Here is a 17,551-nt window from a genome sequence, read left to right as displayed (position 1 = left end):
TTCGCAACCCCTGGCGCCGTGCTGTTCCTTTATGTCTTTTTAAGGGTACCACTACGCGGGGGCGTATTCCCTTCGCCGTCCGGGCGGCGATGGCATGGCTGGGATTCGCACCCCAGGGCCCAAACGCCCTTGATATCTTTTCAGCCGACCCGTTTAATGCAGCGATGCAAGTGAGATAAGCGCGGTAAGCGGCATTATTGAGCCCAATCCGATGGCCGCCTGACGGCCGTCGGTGTATGGTTTAAACGCCGTTTTGGTTAGCGTGGATATAATGCGTTCCTTTATTTTTTCTCTGATGGTGATTTGCCTTAACTATGCTGTAAAAGACAATGCATTACGAAAGTCTGTAAGGAGTGGGTTGTGCGGTTGTTTTATCAACGTATTTTGCTGTTAATCGGTTTGTGTGGTTTTTTCTCTGCGGCATGGGCGACTGACGACCCGCCGGCGGCGTCAACGGGTCTGTGGCAGCAGTTTACGCACAATGTGGCTGAAACCTGGCATCACTCTCCCAACCAAGATCTCTACGTGTCGGCCATTACCTGGCATAACCGTTATACGTATGACGACGAACATATCCGTCGCTACAATGAACGCCCCTGGGGCGCCGGCTATGGTATTTCACGCTATGACGAGAAGGGAAACTGGCACGCCATTTACCTGATGGCCTTCAAGGATTCATTTAATAAATGGGAGCCGTTCGGTGGATATGCCTGGGAAAAACAATGGCGTCCGTTTGACCGTTATCAGGATATCCACTTTGGCGCCGGTTTCACCGCCGGGGTGACTGCCCGCGACAACTGGAAATACATCCCCGTGCCGGCGCTGCTGCCGCTGGCCTCGGTCGGCTATAAGCAATTGACGTTCCAGGCCACCTATATTCCCGGAACCTACAACAACGGCAATGTTTTCTTTGCCTGGTTGCGCTACCGTTTCTGACACGTATTCCACCTGTCCTAGCCTAATCCTGCTGACGGAAAAAGCGGTTGCTCCCGCCCGCGGCTTTGTATACTCGAACAATGTTGCCGCCCGTGGTGCGACATAACCCATCGCGCTTGACCAGCCGCACCAGCCGGCTGTGCCGGGTCGGTTGACGAGTCTGGGTGGTCCTTTTCCGGGGGAGCAGGGTATGGCGAAAACACGCGTCGGAGTGATTTTTGGCGGCCGTTCGGCGGAGCACGAGGTTTCCCTTCAGTCGGCGAAAAATATTGTCGACGCCATCGACAGGCAACAATTCGACGTTGTGCTGCTGGGCATCGATAAACAGGGAAGCTGGTATCTGCATGATGCCGCAAATTACCTGCTGCACGGCGATGATCCCGCCCGTATTGCGCTAAACGGCAGCACGCGGGAGATCGCCTTGCTGGCGGGCCGGCGGCAGCACCCGCTGATGCAGGCCGACCGGCCTGACACCTTGTTTCAAATCGATGTGATTTTCCCCATTATTCACGGCACGCTGGGGGAAGATGGCTCATTATAGGGGCTGCTGCGTATGGCGAATATACCCTACGTCGGCTCAGACGTGCTGGAATCGGCCACCAGCATGGATAAAGATGTCGCCAAGCGATTGTTGCGTGACGCCGGTCTGGCGGTGGCACCCCTTCTGACCTACACCCGCACACGGCGCGACGACATCCGCTTTGAGCAGGTTACCGCCTCCATGGGGCTACCGCTGTTTGTCAAACCGGACAATCAGGGGTCGTCGGTGGGGGTATCCAAGGTCATCTGTCGGCAAAGCTTCGAGCAGGCGTTAGCGCTGGCGTTTAGCTTCGATCATAAAGTGCTGGTAGAAACCGTTATCGCCGGTCGTGAGCTGGAGTGCGTCGTCCTGGGCAACGACGAGCCCGAGGCCAGTCTGTGCGGCGAGGTCGTCCTGAGCGAAAGTTTCTATTCTTATCACACCAAGTACATTAACGAGACGGTGGCGCAGGTAGTTGTACCGGCCGCCATCATCCAGGCGGCGAGCGATGACGTCCGTCGCATTGCGCTGCGGGCGTTTACCGCACTCAACTGTGCCGGTATGGCGCGGGTAGATGTTTTCTTGACCCCCGAGGGTAAAGTAGTGGTCAATGAGGTGAATACTCTGCCGGGGTTTACCAATATCAGCATGTATCCGAAATTGTGGCAGGCGAGCGGTCTGCGTTATACCGATCTCATCACGCGCCTCATCACGCTGGCGCTGGAGCGTTACCGTCAGGATCAAACGCTTGCCAGCTCGCTGGCCCTAAAAGGTTCAAGCGCATCCTGATGGCGCCCGGCACCGGACCGCGGCTGGTTGCGGTGTTTGCCGCCTGGCGTAGCGGTGGTCAGACTCAGCTGTGAAAGCAGGCTAATGACGACCGCCGAGCGACAATTTGCAGGCCAGTCCGGCGTAAACCGAAGCCAGCATGTAGCGCGGCCAGCTTGAGGGGCGGCGCCCAGGATTGACTAAGCCGTTGCCGATGCGGCTGGCGGTGAGGACCACAATGCCATTAACCACCAATCCGATAGCGTTGAGCACGGTTGCCATCAGCAAAATCTGTAGCGCCACCGATCCCATCCCTGCCTGCGCGGCTGCACAAATTGCGGAAAAAGCGCTAAAACAAACAGCGCCATCTTGGGATTGAGCAGGTTGGTCAGCAGGCCCTGGCGGAAAATCGCGCCCAGCGGTCGCCGGCGGGAGAGCGCCACTGCGCCGGCGGAATCGCGGCGACTCAGGATTTTCCACGCCAGATAAAGCAGATATACCGCTCCGGCGATCAGGACCAACTGGTATGCCAAGGGGGCCGCCAGGAAAAGTTGCGACAAGCCAAATGCCGCGGCCAGCGCATGGCAATAGGTGCCAGCCATAATGCCGCCGAGAGTGGCAAAACCGTCGCCGCGCCCCTGGCTAAGGCTGCGCGAAGCGATGAGCAACATGTCCGGCCCCGGCGTCAACGTCAGACAGGCGCCGGAAAATAACAGTAGTGATGAGGTGATTAACATCCTGTTCTCTCGCCGGGCAGGTCAGATAGACAGCATAAAAGCTCCGGGCAGGGAACACAAGCCGGATTTCACCATGAACTGCCGACGGCGGCGTGCAGTCGACCCACGGCGCCCGAGCCTATCGCCGGCCGGCGCTCAGTGAAACAACCGGTGCGCCAGTTCTAAGACCTGCGCCAGCAATCTAGCAGTAGCATCTCATCATCTGTTCTCGCGCGCGGCGTCAGACCACGGGATCGTTAATGGGCTTGATCAACTGCGGGCTGTCGTTATAAATATTCCCGACCGCCGAGGAAACCGGATGCCAGGCAAACGCCGTAGACGTTAGCGCGGTGGTCTCCGCCAGCACAGTGGCGGCGTCGATATCCAGCGCGGGATCAAGCCATTGCCGCGCGCCTTCGTCAGTTAACGCCAATGGCGGTCGGCTACGGGGATCCACCGGCCCACGCTCACCCGGACCGGTCAACAAAACGAAACCGCTATCATCCTGCGCGTCAGCGGCGGTCGAATGAAAACGGCCGAGGGCGGTAAAAAACAGCGGCCGCCGCGCGCGACGTGATAAATAAAGTTGTTTGCGTTCCACATGACGAAGACAGGTGCGCCACTCATACCAACCATCGGCCAGAATCAGCGCGCGGGTACTGATCATGGCGGGCTGATGGTGCTCTCTTGCCCAAGGTGGATGATAACCCCAGGTCACCGCCTCCAGGTGCAGTTCCGTATCGCGCTGATTCAATATTAACACCCGGCTCCCCGGCGAAATGTTGTAGCGCCCGATAGGCAATCTATTCTCTGCGGCATGACACGCCAGCGGAGAATCCAGCGCAGCCAGATAATCCGAACGCGCTTCATATTGGGCAAAACGTCCGCACATACTGTGCCTCCTGTTTTGTGCTGACAACAGCGTTAAGTATAGATGACGTCCGTCAGAAAAAATGAAAGAGGTTCCAAATATTGGAAAGCAGCGCCGGCATGCCGTAGGCAATACTGCGCGGTGGCGGCGCCTCACCGAGATTATCATCAGCGAGAGGGGGATGTTAACCCTCGTTGCCCAGAACTTGCCCTGCGCTGACCCGCTGCGGAGGCGGCGGCGTGGGTAATGTTTGGCAAAGTTAACGCTTTCATGCACCCCCGCCTGCCGCCTCAGCCTGGCATCAACCTTCGGAATGTTCAGGCGCGCCAATACGTTAGCCTGTGGACGCACCTAACCGCCAGCTGCTCCCCCAGGGATGTTTCATAAAGAAAAGTCTTGTAATATCATTATGTTTCAATGCGTTAAACTATTTATCGTGAACGTTATCACAAATCCAGCAAGGAGGTATTGTCGGTAATATAAATCTCTAATAGATTGCTGATTCGAGTTAGCAAAATTTTATTGTTCTACGTTAATCCCTAGGTGTTTCGAGTCCCGTTTTTGAATGTGATGTAACAGCGTATGGGCTGTTTACCGTGAAGCTGTATGACGCACCGGCGCGGGAAGGTTAAGGTTTCCTCCGCCTTGTTCAGTACATATCAAGCTAAAGGGAAAATCATGTCGCATAAAATCAGCAAGATAGAGGTGCATCTCGTGTCCCTGCCCGCCGCCGCCGGCCTGGCGGATGCTACACGCAAAGTGGAATCGGTGGGGTACACAGTGGTTAGGATCACCACCGATCAGGGCCTTGAGGGATTCGGGCTGACCTATCATGAGGTGGGCGGGGAAGCGACCAAGGCCCTCATTTTGAATAATTTTGCCCCCAAACTTCTTAATAGTGACCCCTTCGCTACCGAGGTGCTGTGGGAGCAATTTTTCCATTATTTGCGCGGCGTGGGCCGTAAATGGTTGACCTTTGGCGCCTTAAGCGCGGTGGACACGGCGCTGTGGGATCTCAAGGGCAAGATTACCGGCCTGCCGCTGTTCCGCTTGCTCGGCGGCACCAAAACCGCAGTGCCGGTTTACGCCAGCGGGTGATGGACGTCGTATAACGACGACCAACTGGTGCAGGAGGCCCAATCCATGGTGGCGCAAGGGTATCAGAAAATTAAAGTCAAACTGGGCGTGGAGGGGGGAACCCGGCCCCGGCGCGATGTCGAACGGATACGCAAAGTCCGTGAAGCCATCGGGCCCGACATTGATGTCCTGGTCGACGCCAATAATTGTTGGGATGCGGCCACCGCGGTGCAGGTAGCCAACAGAATCCGTGATTACGATATTTATCTCTTTGAAGAGCCGGTATTTGCCGATGACATTACCGGCCTGGCCCGATTTAAACGCGGTACCGATATCCCACTTGGCACCGGCGAGCATGAATATACCAAATTCGGCATTAGGGATTTAGTCATCAATGACGCGGTGGATATCGTACAAGTGGATGTGGCGCGCGTGGGTGGCTATACAGAGATATTAAAAGCGGCTGCCATTACCCAGGCATGGAATTTAAAATTTGCCCCACACGCGATGGAGCATATGCATAGCCATCTCGTCAGCGCATTACCCAATGCGCTGTTTCTCGAAAGACTTATGATGTTTGAGGAGATTACCAATGACATTTTTATTGACCCGCCCATGCCCACCAAAGGCTTTCTAGCGGTGCCCGAAGCCACGGGTTTAGGGCTGCGTCTGAATATGGACTTTATTCGCGACAACGAGGAATAGTCTTTCCGGTCGTTAGGGATAAACCAGACAATTTGTGGCAATCACACTCCGGACTTTCAGGGCGCGTCTTTGTGCTCCTGATGGGGGCAAGGCGCTCGGCGCCGTGCCTGCCAGCCTGTGGTAGGCGGGTGATTTATGCGGAAATTACCACATTCAAGCATGATGACAGGGGTAGGCTTACGTTAAATGACCCGCATTGACGTAGTGGTTTTTTGATGATTATCTCACGACCTCCGGGTAAGTCATTAAAGCGTAGGCAAGCATCAGTATCAGAGACGGGTTGCGCCCATCATTCTTGATTGTTGCAAGAATGACACTAAAGCGATAAGAGAGGAATGCATAATGAATACATTAGCTTCTGTTGCCGGCAAACGCTCTGATGATATTGAAAGTAAAGTCGTAAAAAAAATAATGATAAGAATATTGCCATTTTTGATGCTGGGCTATTTTATTGCTTTTATGGATCGCGTCAATATTGGCTTCGCCGCGGTACAAATGAATGCCTCCCTTGGCTTTACCTCGGCGGTCTATGGCGTGGGGGCCGGTATTTTCTTCATTGGCTATTTCCTGTTTGAGGTACCAAGTAATTTGGTTATGCACCGCTTTGGCGCACGGGTCCTGGATCGCCAGAATTATGATAACCTGGGGCATCATATCCGGGATGACCGCCTTCATCAGTGGCGAATATTCATTTTTCACCATCCGCTTCCTGTTAGGCATGGCCGAAGCCGGATTCTTTCCGGGCGTCGTCTACTATTTTTCCTATTGGCTACCGGCTAAAAACCGGGCCAGGGTGCTTAGTGTCTTCTACCTTGCGGTGCCTTTCGCCGTGGTATTCGGTTCGCTCATTTCGGCTCCCCTGCTGATGATGCACGGAGTGGGAGGATTGGAAGGATGGCAATGGCTGTTTATTATTGAAGCCCTCCCGGCGTTCATCCTGGGCATTTACCTCTTTTTCCGCTTAAAAGATAAACCGGAGCAGGCCACCTGGCTGGATGACGAAGAAAAAGCCTGGCTGACCGCGACGCTCAATAGCGAGAAGGCCAATCTGGCTACGCCTGGCCAACATCGTTTGGGCAAGGTGTTTGCCGATCCGCGTGTCATCAAACTGAGTCTGGTCTATTTTGGCATGAATTTCGCCGGCGTCGGCTTAATTATGTTTTTACCGCAAATCGTGGCGGGCTTTGGTTCAGCCATCTCCTGGGTGGGAGTGATTGCGGCCATACCTTATTTTGTCGCCGCGGTGTTGCTGCCTTTTATCGGCCGCTATTCCGACAGGCACCCCGGCAACCGCGCCCTCCAATCAGGCTGCAGCGCTGCGGCGGTGGCTATCGGCCTGGCGTTATGTGTTTTTATCAGCAATCCCGTCGCGATGTTGCTGCTGATTTGCCTCGCCGCGATTGGTATCTACGCCTTTGGCCCCGCCGTTTTGGGCGCTATGCTCCAATCTTTTTGCTGGCTCCGCCTCTGCGGCGGCCATCGCGGTTATCAATTCCGTGGGGAATTTAAGCGGCGTCGCCGGCCCCTTTGTGATGGGGTGGCTGCGGGACACGACCGGCAGTTTTGCCTTTTCCCTGCTCGCCATAGCGGCAGGGCCCGCGTTAGCGGCGGTGGGGTTAGTGGTTATCAAGCTGGGCCGCAAAACCGTTTAACCCGGGAAGCCCTATCAACGCGGAAAGGTTCTAAAAGAGGGGCAGCTGCCGCCTAAATGCTAACTCGACGCAGCTTGGCTATATCCCGAGCCGTGCTCTCTTGTCCGAGCGTAATTCAGTCTAGCGCTAAATGAAAGGCGCGGGCAGCCTGGCGGCAACATCGGCAGGCTGCCCGCGCGATAAGGAAAGGGGCGAGGGCCAACCAAAGCGCGGCCGGGCACGGAGAAAGTGAAGCGACCAAAGGCGCTCAGCGTCTTCTTTGCCCAAGAGCACAGCATGGCGGCACGGGCGCTGGCTTTAGCAGGTTATTGAAAACGGTTTCTTAATGACAATACGCGCGTGTCCGGGCCGGGCAGGCCGCAGGGATGGCTGCCTGATGCGGACGCGCCGGGCGTTATCACGACCGTTTGCGCAACGGCATGATAATGAAACATCACAAGCGACAATGGCACACCCTGTCAGGTAAGTGGATGAATAGCCATTCCAGGCGAACAACACATGACATGACGTTAATGCCCGGGAATGAACGCTAAACGGCGTAGGCGCCATCAGCACATTAACTTTATTCATCACCCTCCAGACGCAGGGTAAAGGGGAGTTGATATGTCTCAGAACGTCAATATCGAGGGGTTGATTTTAACAGCCAAAAAACGGCTGGATTTACAAGAGGCGCCCGGCTCTACCCGGGCAGGCTGGTTAATGATAACTGCTCTGCTTACCGAGTCGAGGGATATCTATTCTATGGCGTTCATCATCTACGCCCTGAAAGATATTTACCATCCCAGTAGTTGGTTACTCGGTTTCACCGCGGCCGGTACACAGTTTGGCGCCATTATCGGCGCTATTCTCGGTGGATGGCTGACCGACAGATTTGGCCGGCGCAAAATCTTTCTCGCGTCGATGCTGCTGTTTTCGGTATTTTCCATCCTGCAAGGGCTGGCCCCCAATATCTTTTGGCTGGCAATTATCCGCTGTTTCGCCGGTATTCCGGTGGGGGCCGATGTTGCCAACGGCTTTACCTACATCATGGAGGTGATGCCGAAAGGTAAACGGGAAGTCATGGCTAATCGCTGGCAGTTCATGTTCTCCCTCGGCATTATCGCCGCCATTTTGCTGGTGACGGTCTTGGTAGCGCTGGGGGTGAATAAGGATCATTTGTGGCGTATCGTATTGGCGGTGCCGGCTATCCCCGCGTTTCTCCTCCTACTATTGCGCCGTGAATTGCCGGAAACGCCCGTCTGGTTTGTGGAGCGGGGCCGGTTTGTCGAAGCGTGCCAGGCCGCTCGGCAGTATTACGGCGACCAGCATGGACGGCAGCTGGACGATCTGCTGCCCGAGCAGAATGTCACCATCGAACCGACGAGCGTTGGCGAAGCGCTAAAAGATTTATTCAGCCGCAGCTTCTCGCGCCGCACAGTCATTTGAGAACTACGCTTTTTCCTTATTATCTGCCGTTGATCCTGGCAACGATAGGCATTTCCGGCCAGATACAAAATAACCTGGCGCTGCTGGCAGTGAATTGTGTGGCGGTGGTATCCGCCTTTGTGGGCCCGCTGTTGCTGCATCGCCTGGGGCACCGCGGGTTAAGTCAGTACGGTTTTGTGTTTGTCACCCTGGGCATTCTCATTGCCGCCTATGGCGTCTATTCGCTGAACTATTTGATGATAACCGGCGGCGCCGCCCTAATGCTCTGGGGACATTATTGGGATGCGGAAAGCGGTATGACCGTAGTATCGCTGGTGGCTAAACCGAAATACCGCGGCGTGGCATCCGGTATTGGCTACACCATCGTGAAAATCACCGCTTTTGTGACCACGCTGGTCTTCCCGCCGTTGTTTGATGCCCTGGGCGTACCGCTGGCCTCCGCGCTTATCGCTATTGCGCCGTTCCTGGCCTTTCTGGCCGCGACATTCCTGCTTTCCGAAGTCTTCGGCCATGTCGCCGGCGACAATGAAGACGACGAGGCCGGTCCTGATGCAGTCCACCCGGGCTCCGGCTTCCCACACCCTGACCTGTTGCATGAAATGAAGAAAGAGGAGTGATCATGACTATCACCAATATGCCCGTTATCGACCATATCGAATTAATGACCGCGCGCGTCCCGCTGCCGGAAGGGCCGTGGGGCGACCAGATCCATCACGTCACCGATATCGAAGTCGCGATAGTCGAGGTAAAGGGCTCCAACGGCCTGGTAGGTACCGGTTTCAGCCATACCTCCGGCTGGTGTGGCGCCACCATTTCGGCGTTGATACGGAAAATTATTCCCGACGTTATCGGCCAGCGCCTGTCGCCGCGAGCGCTATGGGATCGCAGCTACAAATACATTCATGATGTCGGTGGGGCAGGCGTCACCACCCATGCGTTGTCCGCGCTGGATATTGCCTATTGGGATTTGTTGGGCAAAACGCTGAATGTGCCTATTGTCGATCTGCTCGGCAGGGTGCGCGATCGCGTGCCGCTTTACGGCAGCGGTATCAACCTGCACATGTCGATTGAGGAGGTTATTGAGCAGGTGCGTCGTTGGAAAGCGAAAGGTTACCTCGCGGCCAAGGTCAAGGTGGGTAAACCCGATCTGGAAGAGGATGTCGAACGTTTAATCAAAATTCAGGAGGCTGTTCCGGTGTTTCCCCTGGCGCTGGATGCTAACCAAGGCTGGAATTTCCCCCAGGCCCTGCGGGCGTTCAAACTATTTGAACCGCTAAATCTTCTCTGGATTGAGGAACCTCTGCCGTCGGACAATATCGCCGGGCATAAACAATTGCGTGAAAGAACCCGTACGCCGATTGCCCTCGGGGAAAATGTCTACAATCTCAGCCAATTTACCCAGTATATCGAAAGCGGCGCGGCGTATTTTATTCAGGCCGATTTAGGTCGCGTCGGTGGGATAACCGGCTATATGGATGTGGCGACGGTTGACCGCGCCCATAATCTGCCCATGACGCCGCATTTTGTATTGGAGCTCAGCGCCAGTTTATTAGCCGCAGTTCCCAATGTGTCTTATGCCGAAGTGACCGACAGCGGCCGCTGGAAAGACTTGCGGATCGTATTATCCGCCGGAGAAGAGGTGGATGGTTATTACGTCCCGAGTGAGCAACCCGGTCACGGTATTGTATTGGACAAGGATTATCTGCAGGCACACAAAATATAAGTATTGCACGCGGTAAAGGAGGAGCAAAATGGAAGATTCGTTATTTTCTGTTAAAGATAAAATTATCATCGTCACGGGCGGGTTATGGCAACTGGGGGCACAATATGTCACTGAGCTCCATAAGCGGGGGGCCAGGGTGGCGGTCTTTGCCCAGAATATCCAGCAGGAAAGACGCGAAAAAGCGCTCGGCTCGGGCTGTAACTCCCCGCGTTTGGCGTTTTATCAGGTCGATATTACCCTTGAGGAGAGCGTCAGCCGCGCGCTTGACGATATCGAGCAACAATGGGGTACCCCTGACGGTTTGGTCAATAATGCCGGAATCGATACCCAGCCCAGTGCGCCGCCGGAAGTGTCTGGACCGTTTGAACATTTTCCGGCCGCCGTGTTTCGCAAAGTGGTGGAGGTCAATTTGGTCGGCACCTTTTTGGTCACGCAACAGGTGGGCGCCCGAATGAAAGCGGCGGGAAAAAAATGGTCTATCATCAATGTTGGATCCATTTATGGCGTGGTATCGCCTGTCCAGGATATTTATAGCTATAAAAAGGAGGATACCGGCGTGCCCTTCATTAAGCCGGTGGCCTATTCCGCCGCCAAATCGGGTATTTACAATTTCACCCGCTATTGTGCGACTTATTGGGGGCGGGACGGCATACGGGTTAATACCCTGACGATTTCCGGCGTGGCACGGCCGGATCAGGATCCGCGCTTTCAGAAAAATTATACCGCCCGCATGCCGATTGGGCGCATGGCCAACGAGGATGAATACAACGGTACGATAGTGTTTCTGCTTTCCGACGCTTCGGTCTATATGACCGGCGCCAATGTGGTGGTGGATGGAGGATGGACAGCATGGTAACGCACGACAATTGGGATGAATACCGGGGGATTATTTCGGCCATCGTGACGCCGATGCATGATGATGAGTCTATAAACGAAGACGCGTTAGCATCAGTGGTCGCTCATCAATTAAAGCGGGGCGTCGAAGGCTTTTATTGCTGCGGATCCTCCGGCGAAGGGCCACTGTTAAGCCTGGAAGAGAGACAGCAGGTATTGCGCACGTTGGTGGGGCAGGTTAACGGTAAGGTGCCCGTCATTTCCCACGTCGGCGCGGTAAGAACCGCCGATGCGGTATATTTGGCGCAGCATGCGGAGCTGGATGGCGCGGACGCCGTGTCGCCTTATTATTACAAATTCTCCAAATCGGAGATTATTGCTTATTATCGCAAAGTGCTTTCGGCAATATCGATACCGGTCATTATTTACAATATACCTCAATTTACTACGGTAGAGCTCGATGCTGAGATGGCCGGCGCATTATTAACCGATGAACAAGTGCTGGGGGTGAAACACACGTCGCACAATTTATATTCCCTGGAACGGATGGTGGCGACCTACCCGGGAAAAGTCTTTTTCAACGGCTTTGATGAGATATATTTATCGGCATTAGCCGCCGGCGCCACCGCGACCATCGGCACCACCGTCAATGTGCAGCCGGAACTGTTTATGGCGGTGCGCGAGGCTTTTCGGCTGGGCAAGATGCCCCAGGCTCAGGCGTTACAGCAGAAGATCAATAACGTGGTGGCGTTCATGGTGGAACGCGGAATTTTTCAAGCCGCGAAATACCTGGCGTGGCGCAATCTGACCGATCTCGGGCCGGTGCGCGAGCCGTTTACCCCCCTGACGTCGACGCAAAAAAAGGAATTGGACGGGCTGTATCAGCGTATCCAGGAGACTATCGCCCATGGCAAAGGATAGCCCGGCTTTCTCTGCGCGCTATACCCTCAGCGACATCGCGGCGGTCAAAATGGTGGCTGATTTCCTTGCGTCTACGGCCTACGACCCCGGTACGCACGGGCTGGCGGTGGCGGGCTGCTAAGGCGAGCTGGTGGCATTCGGCGCCCATCACAGCTGTCCGCCGCCTGCCGCGGTTATTGGCCCAGCATAAAGCCTATACGGCGCTGATGCTGCGGCGCAGCACCCGTCAAGTGTCCGAAGAGGTGCAGTGCGGTGCACTGACCCTCTGGTTATTGAATGACGCCATGCTATTGCCGATGCCGGGCGGTATGCCGATTCGCCTGCAAGGCACGGTGGTAGGCGCTATTGGCATCAGCGGCTTGCCGGTTGCGCAGGATATCGCTCTGGCGGAGTCCTGGGCACAACGCTTCGGCTAACGGAGAGGTTTGCCAACCCGCCGCCGCGCATCGACGGCGAGCAAATGACAGACGAAGAAAACCAATCACAAGTGATTGGTTTTCTTCGGGATGAATTGGTCGGCACGAGAGGATTCGAACCTCCGACCCCCGACACCCCATGACGGTGCGCTACCAGGCTGCGCTACATGCCGAACTCATGGGCGCTTATACTACCCGTTCTTGCTATGAATGCAATAGCCGACCTGAACGACTGCTTTAGTTTTAAGCGTTTATTTGGCAATAAAGCGTTTTTCATTCGTCAGCACCTGCAGCAGCAGCGTCAGCTGCGGTTTTTGCTGGTATAACTCCTTACCGTTGACGTCGAAGGTGCGGTAACTGCCGTTATTTTCCAGCAGCAGAGTTTCATGCGGCGTGGTGATTGCCAACTGATGTCCGTCCGCGCTCAGCACCCAATCATTGCGGCGGCGCGGGGCGAACAGATCTTCCCCTTGGGAGTAATCGCTGGCGCGATTGCTGGCATGTAACAGACGCTGCATGAGCGTCACGGTCACGTCGTTGTGGTTGGTCAGTTTGGTCACCACCTGCTGCGGCGTGCCGGGCCAATGCACCACCAGCGGTACCTGCAGCTGCGCGCGTTTAAAACGGGTACCGCTCTCGCGCCGTCCGCTGCCGTTATCATCTAATTCCAGCCCGGTGGCGGCGGTGATGACCACCACGGTGTTATCCAAATCGCCGCGTTCGCGCAGAGTGTCCAGCATTTGCCCCAGGATATTATCCAGACGCTGCGCCCCTTGCTGATAGCGGCGGGTAAGATCCGGCGTGTTTGCCAAACTGGCGCTGACGCTAGTGCCGTTAAATGACACATAAGAGAACCACGGCGACGTGCCACTGTAGCTGTCGCGCCATTGCTGCCACTGTTTGGCGGTTTGCGCGTCCGTCTGCCTGACGGGCTCCGGCAGCGTGAAATCGGTTAACAGCGCCTGGCGATAAAGGAGATCGCGAAAACCGTCTGAGGCTAATAGGCTGAGCTGGTAGCCCTGTTTGTTCAGGGCGTCCAATAGCGCCGAGGATTTGCGTGTGGCCAGGATCCCGTCGAGATAGGAGGTGGAAATACCGTAAAACAGCCCGAACAGGCCGGTATCCACCTGATTGCCGGTACTGTAGTGCTGAGTGAAACGCGCGTTTTGTGTAGCAAAGCGCGAAAGGGCCGGCATCTGCTGGTCCAGCGTGTCATTACGCAGCATGCCGGTGGTAATAATGAGCAGGTTCAGACCGCTGCCCTTGTCGCTGAAGCTCACCGGACTTAAGGGGTACTCCACCGCCGCCGCCTCTGGGTTGCCATGCTGCACCAGCCGCCGCTCGAAGGCCTCTGCGTCAAGCAGGCCGTGGCGTTCCAGAAAACGGCGCGCGGTCATCGGATAAGACAGCGGCAGATTGGCGCGTTGCATGGTAATAGGGCGGTAAAAATTGGCATCCGCCCAGATATAGGCCACATGTGAGGTGCAAAAAGCGGCAATAAACAGCGCGGTTACCGGTTTGCCGAAATTATAGCGATTGAGGCTGCGCAGTTTTTGCCAGCTCCAGGTGCTAAACAGCATTTCCACCAGGAATATCACCGGAATGCCGATAAACATCAGTTGCCAGTCGCGGGCCAGCTCGGTCTGATCCGGGTTTATCACCAGTTCCCACACCATCGGATTGAGGTGTTGATGGAAACGGGTGAAGACCTCACTGTCCACCAGCAGCAGCGTCAGGCCTGCGGTGGCGATAATGGCGGACAAGAAACGCAATAAGCGCTGCGACATCACCACAAAGGTGAGTGGAAACACCACCAGTAAATACAAGGTGAAGCCGAGAAAACTGAAATGACCAAGCCAGCTGGCGAACGCGTACAGTCGGCCCGCCAGCGAGACGGGCCAGTCCGCGACAAACAAATAGCGACTGCCCAGCCCCAGGCTGAGCAGAATATTGAAAAGGACGAACCAGTGACCCCAACTGATCATTTGGGATACTTTGTCACGGTAGCGCTGACTCTTTGTCACCATAGCTATGTTTTGGCTTGTGCTTAATGCGTATCGGGAAGCGGCACCGAGGCGTGCAGTGCGTCGGTGAACGATTTAACCAGCGTATTGCGCATCTCCGGCGCGACGCGGGTGTTAATCACATGAGTGACCATATTCCCCAAGACCATCAGCGCGAGATCGGTCGGCGTATGATGTTTTTCCAGTACCGCAGCCAGTTCGGCAAGCAGTGCTTCTATCTGTTCGTCACTGTAACGGGATGCTTGTGGCATAATATTATCTATGTGGCCTGTCAAAGTCCGGTATCTTACCGTATCAACTCCCCTTTTTCCGCACTTTTATCGTTTCTAACCCTTGTAGCGATTCAGCCTTCGGCCGCGGCGGTGGCAACACAGTTGCAGCGACGAGCGATTCGGTGTTTGAATACGCACCTGACCAGAATGGAGAATAGAACATGAGTCTGGATATTGACCAGATTGCACTGCATCAAATGATTAAGCGCGATGAACAGACGCTAGAACTGGTGCTGCGCGATTCCCCGCTTGCTGTCTCGCCGGCGGTGGAAGAGATGATGGCCGAGCTGCACCGGGTTTACAGCGCCAAGAGCAAGGCCTACGGCGTTTTCACGCCCGAGAGTGAACTGGCGGATGCGCTACGCGGTTGCCGCCGGGGGAATGAAAACTTTCTTGCCTTCAGCCGTGCCGCCACGGGGCGACTGCGCGATGAGCTAGCGGAATACCCATTTGCCGAAGGCGGAACGGTTTTGTTTTGCCGGTATCGTTACCTGGCGGTGGAGTATTTGATCATCTCGGTGATCTTGCCCCGCCATCTCCGTACAGCTTTTGTATCTTAAGTTAACGAAGCCCGCTGCCGCCGGTATTCTCTCGGAGAGTGATATCCCAGCGCGCTGTGCGGATGGTTTTCATTGTAATGCGTGAACGCTGCTGCAAGGTTTCGCAGGGCTGCTCACCGCTGTTGTGCAGGGCTCCAGATCCAGTTCTCTGGCGAACCTCTGCGTTTCATGCGCGGTATACGCTGAACCGTTGTCCGTCAACCACTGCACCGCTGTATCGGGTAACCTGTCGCCGAAGCGCTTTTCTACCGACATCAGCATCACATCCTGCACGGTCGAACTGTCGTAGCCTACAGTGCTCGCAGACCAGTCTATGGCATCTCTGTCGCAGCAGTCCAGTGCGAACGTGACCCGCAGTTTTTCACCGTTGTCGCAGCCGAACTCGAAGCCATCTGAACACCAGCGAATATCGCTTTCTGCCACCGCGATCCTGCCCTTATGCTCACGCCTCGGCCGCTCTGGTTTTCAATGTAATAACATCAGGTTATGCTCACACATGATCCTGTAAAGTCGTTTCGCATTTACCGGCGTCAGTCCCTCTGCGCGACGTTGTTTACGCAGGATGCCCCACACCCGCCGATAGTCGTAGCTGGGCATATCGCTGATGATGTCGAGGATGTCCGACAGTATTTCAGCGTCTGCTTCGTCATTACGCCGGTTACAGCGCCTGTCCTGCCAGTCGGCAGAACGCTTAATCCGCAGTGACAGCGGCGCACGCGACCCGCTCATGGCGCGGCTGACCTGTGCTATTCCCCGGCCTTTGGCAACAAGGGCGCGTGCGCTATCCATTTTCGTGACTGGCCGTACTCCACGGCTTCCTAACAGGATCCCGGTCATATCAAAATTGGCGTTAGTGTTAGACATATATTTAAGCCTATCTCTTATCTGGAGATACAGCTACTGTCTGGTGTTTCAGGGGGATAAATCAAAACTATCTTCTGTGACGACGCGGCAGCGAAAAAAAAAGCCCCCGCGCGGCGGAGGCATAATCGTTATGTCGGCAATTCACCGTAAAAGCGTTGTTAGGCCATATCCAGCTGGAGCCGCATCAGTGCGCCGCTGTCACTGCGGATTAAGCGTTCTGCCGACTGGCAGGACAGGCGCTGTAACCGGCGTAATGACGAAGCAGACGCTGAAATACTGTCGGACATCCTCGACATCATCAGCGATATGCCCAGCTACGACTATCGGCGGGTGTGGGGCATCCTGCGTAAACAACGTCGCGCAGAGGGACTGACGCCGGTAAATGCGAAACGACTTTACAGGATCATGTGTGAGCATAACCTGATGTTATTACATTGAAAACCAGAGCGGCCGAGGCGTGAGCATAAGGGCAGGATCGCGGTGGCAGAAAGCGATATTCGCTGGTGTTCAGATGGCTTCGAGTTCGGCTGCGACAACGGTGAAAAACTGCGGGTCACGTTCGCACTGGACTGCTGCGACAGAGATGCCATAGACTGGTCTGCGAGCACTGTAGGCTACGACAGTTCGACCGTGCAGGATGTGATGCTGATGTCGGTAGAAAAGCGCTTCGGCGACAGGTTACCCGATACAGCGGTGCAGTGGTTGACGGACAACGGTTCAGCGTATACCGCGCATGAAACGCAGAGGTTCGCCAGAGAACTGGATCTGGAGCCCTGCACAACAGCGGTGAGCAGCCCTGCGAAACCTTGCAGCAGCTTTCACGCATTACAATGAAAACCATCCGCACAGCGCGCTGGGATATCACTCTCCGAGAGAATACCGGCGGCAGCGGGCTTCGTTAACTTAAGATACAAAAGCTGTACGGAGATGGCGGGGCAAGATCAATAGATCTGACCGTGCACATTTCCGGGTCAGAATAAGGGGACATCCGGCAGAGACCTTGGCACCCTGCTAACGTTGGTAAGCATTAGCGCGTGTCGTTAAACTAACCTGTCGTTAATGGTTATCCTCGGTGCAGACGTTTTTTTATCATTGAGTTATTGTCTCAACCCCTGGATGAGGTCGCACGTCGCAAATATGAGGTTAGATTTCAACAGTGCAGCGCCCATGTCCGTGCCATACCCTTTGCAAGATTATAGGTATTTATAAAAGGCACCGAACGCCTTTCGGCTACATTACACTTTAACCCGTGATGGCTGGCTAATAG

General features: G+C 55.2%; 15 protein-coding genes, 1 tRNA gene and 5 pseudogenes. 15 read left to right on the top strand and 6 right to left on the bottom strand.

The window, feature by feature from the left end:
- The first annotated feature begins 393 nt into the window (after positions 1-393).
- Together pagP and ddlA are read left to right on the top strand one after the other, a co-directional pair.
- The gene (gene pagP, locus JZM24_RS04105) at positions 394-936 is read left to right on the top strand and encodes a lipid IV(A) palmitoyltransferase PagP (protein ID WP_376775535.1); all 543 of its coding nucleotides are present in this window, start codon (positions 394-396) and stop codon (positions 934-936) included.
- 190 nt (positions 937-1,126) lie between these two features.
- Positions 1,127-2,245, top strand: a pseudogene (gene ddlA / locus JZM24_RS04100) (D-alanine--D-alanine ligase).
- A gap of 81 nt (positions 2,246-2,326) precedes the next feature.
- On the opposite strand, the pseudogene JZM24_RS04095 reads toward ddlA, so the two are convergent.
- A pseudogene (locus tag JZM24_RS04095) lies at positions 2,327-2,961 on the bottom strand (LysE family translocator).
- Between the two features lie 220 nt (positions 2,962-3,181).
- Positions 3,182-3,832, bottom strand: a complete 651-nt coding sequence (locus tag JZM24_RS04090; RefSeq protein WP_215668651.1) for an SOS response-associated peptidase family protein — start codon at positions 3,830-3,832, stop codon at positions 3,182-3,184.
- A gap of 657 nt (positions 3,833-4,489) precedes the next feature.
- On the opposite strand from JZM24_RS04090, the gene JZM24_RS04085 reads away from it, so the two are divergent.
- From JZM24_RS04085 to JZM24_RS04050, 11 genes are all read left to right on the top strand, one after another.
- Complete coding sequence (locus JZM24_RS04085; RefSeq protein ID WP_215668650.1) at positions 4,490-4,909, top strand: enolase-like domain-containing protein; 420 nt, start codon at positions 4,490-4,492, stop codon at positions 4,907-4,909.
- A 27-nt stretch (positions 4,910-4,936) separates the two neighbouring features.
- On the top strand, positions 4,937-5,593 hold the full coding sequence (locus tag JZM24_RS04080; protein WP_312884899.1) for an enolase C-terminal domain-like protein: 657 nt from the start codon (positions 4,937-4,939) through the stop codon (positions 5,591-5,593).
- 342 nt (positions 5,594-5,935) lie between these two features.
- On the top strand, positions 5,936-6,373 hold the full coding sequence (locus tag JZM24_RS19620) for a hypothetical protein (protein WP_376775511.1): 438 nt from the start codon (positions 5,936-5,938) through the stop codon (positions 6,371-6,373).
- On the top strand, positions 6,255-7,301 hold the full coding sequence (locus JZM24_RS04075) for an MFS transporter (RefSeq protein WP_376775510.1): 1,047 nt from the start codon (positions 6,255-6,257) through the stop codon (positions 7,299-7,301). The genes JZM24_RS19620 and JZM24_RS04075 overlap by 119 nt, the downstream gene beginning before the upstream one ends.
- Before the next feature lie 547 nt (positions 7,302-7,848).
- Entirely contained in the window at positions 7,849-8,670 is an 822-nt protein-coding gene (locus JZM24_RS18345; protein ID WP_246579868.1) for an MFS transporter, read from the top strand.
- A complete protein-coding gene (locus JZM24_RS18340; RefSeq protein WP_246579867.1) occupies positions 8,667-9,287 on the top strand; it encodes an MFS transporter in 621 nt (206 codons plus the stop codon). Before JZM24_RS18345 ends, JZM24_RS18340 begins: the two co-directional genes overlap by 4 nt.
- A gap of 2 nt (positions 9,288-9,289) precedes the next feature.
- Positions 9,290-10,393 carry a mandelate racemase/muconate lactonizing enzyme family protein gene (locus JZM24_RS04065; RefSeq protein WP_215668647.1) on the top strand — a complete coding sequence of 368 codons (1,104 nt, stop codon included), beginning with the start codon at positions 9,290-9,292 and terminating at the stop codon, positions 10,391-10,393.
- Between the two features lie 28 nt (positions 10,394-10,421).
- Complete coding sequence (locus JZM24_RS04060) at positions 10,422-11,249, top strand: SDR family oxidoreductase (RefSeq protein ID WP_215668646.1); 828 nt, start codon at positions 10,422-10,424, stop codon at positions 11,247-11,249.
- Positions 11,243-12,148: a dihydrodipicolinate synthase family protein gene (locus tag JZM24_RS04055; RefSeq protein ID WP_215668645.1), complete on the top strand. Its 906-nt coding sequence runs from the start codon at positions 11,243-11,245 to the stop codon at positions 12,146-12,148. The genes JZM24_RS04060 and JZM24_RS04055 overlap by 7 nt, the downstream gene beginning before the upstream one ends.
- The gene (locus tag JZM24_RS19090; protein WP_281418179.1) at positions 12,135-12,269 is read left to right on the top strand and encodes a hypothetical protein; all 135 of its coding nucleotides are present in this window, start codon (positions 12,135-12,137) and stop codon (positions 12,267-12,269) included. The genes JZM24_RS04055 and JZM24_RS19090 overlap by 14 nt, the downstream gene beginning before the upstream one ends.
- A 55-nt stretch (positions 12,270-12,324) precedes the next feature.
- On the top strand, positions 12,325-12,564 hold the full coding sequence (locus JZM24_RS04050; RefSeq protein WP_215668644.1) for a GlcG/HbpS family heme-binding protein: 240 nt from the start codon (positions 12,325-12,327) through the stop codon (positions 12,562-12,564).
- A gap of 96 nt (positions 12,565-12,660) precedes the next feature.
- Here JZM24_RS04050 and JZM24_RS04045 read toward each other — a convergent pair.
- The 3 genes from JZM24_RS04045 to JZM24_RS04035 all read right to left on the bottom strand — a co-directional run bounded on the left by JZM24_RS04045 (position 12,661) and on the right by JZM24_RS04035 (position 14,839).
- Positions 12,661-12,737, bottom strand: a tRNA-Pro gene (locus JZM24_RS04045).
- 78 nt (positions 12,738-12,815) lie between these two features.
- Positions 12,816-14,591 carry an LPS biosynthesis-modulating metalloenzyme YejM gene (gene yejM, locus JZM24_RS04040; RefSeq protein ID WP_215668643.1) on the bottom strand — a complete coding sequence of 592 codons (1,776 nt, stop codon included), beginning with the start codon at positions 14,589-14,591 and terminating at the stop codon, positions 12,816-12,818.
- Between the two features lie 20 nt (positions 14,592-14,611).
- A complete protein-coding gene (locus JZM24_RS04035; RefSeq protein WP_215668642.1) occupies positions 14,612-14,839 on the bottom strand; it encodes a DUF1414 domain-containing protein in 228 nt (75 codons plus the stop codon).
- 182 nt (positions 14,840-15,021) lie between these two features.
- On the opposite strand from JZM24_RS04035, the pseudogene JZM24_RS04030 reads away from it, so the two are divergent.
- Positions 15,022-15,384, top strand: a pseudogene (locus JZM24_RS04030) (nucleoid-associated protein); the annotation flags it as partial.
- Positions 15,385-15,416: 32 nt separating this feature from the next.
- On the opposite strand, the pseudogene JZM24_RS04025 reads toward JZM24_RS04030, so the two are convergent.
- Positions 15,417-16,238: pseudogene (locus tag JZM24_RS04025) on the bottom strand (DDE-type integrase/transposase/recombinase); the annotation flags it as partial.
- Between the two features lie 235 nt (positions 16,239-16,473).
- Here JZM24_RS04025 and JZM24_RS04020 point away from each other — a divergent pair.
- Positions 16,474-17,191, top strand: a pseudogene (locus tag JZM24_RS04020) (DDE-type integrase/transposase/recombinase); the annotation flags it as partial.
- Positions 17,192-17,551 lie beyond the last annotated feature (360 nt).

Origin of the sequence: Candidatus Sodalis endolongispinus (genome assembly GCF_018777395.1) — a bacterium.
Taxonomy (GTDB): Bacteria; Pseudomonadota; Gammaproteobacteria; order Enterobacterales; family Enterobacteriaceae; genus Sodalis_B; species Sodalis_B endolongispinus.
Note: the sequence above shows the minus strand (reverse complement) of the source record. Positions and strands in the feature narration are given on the sequence as shown.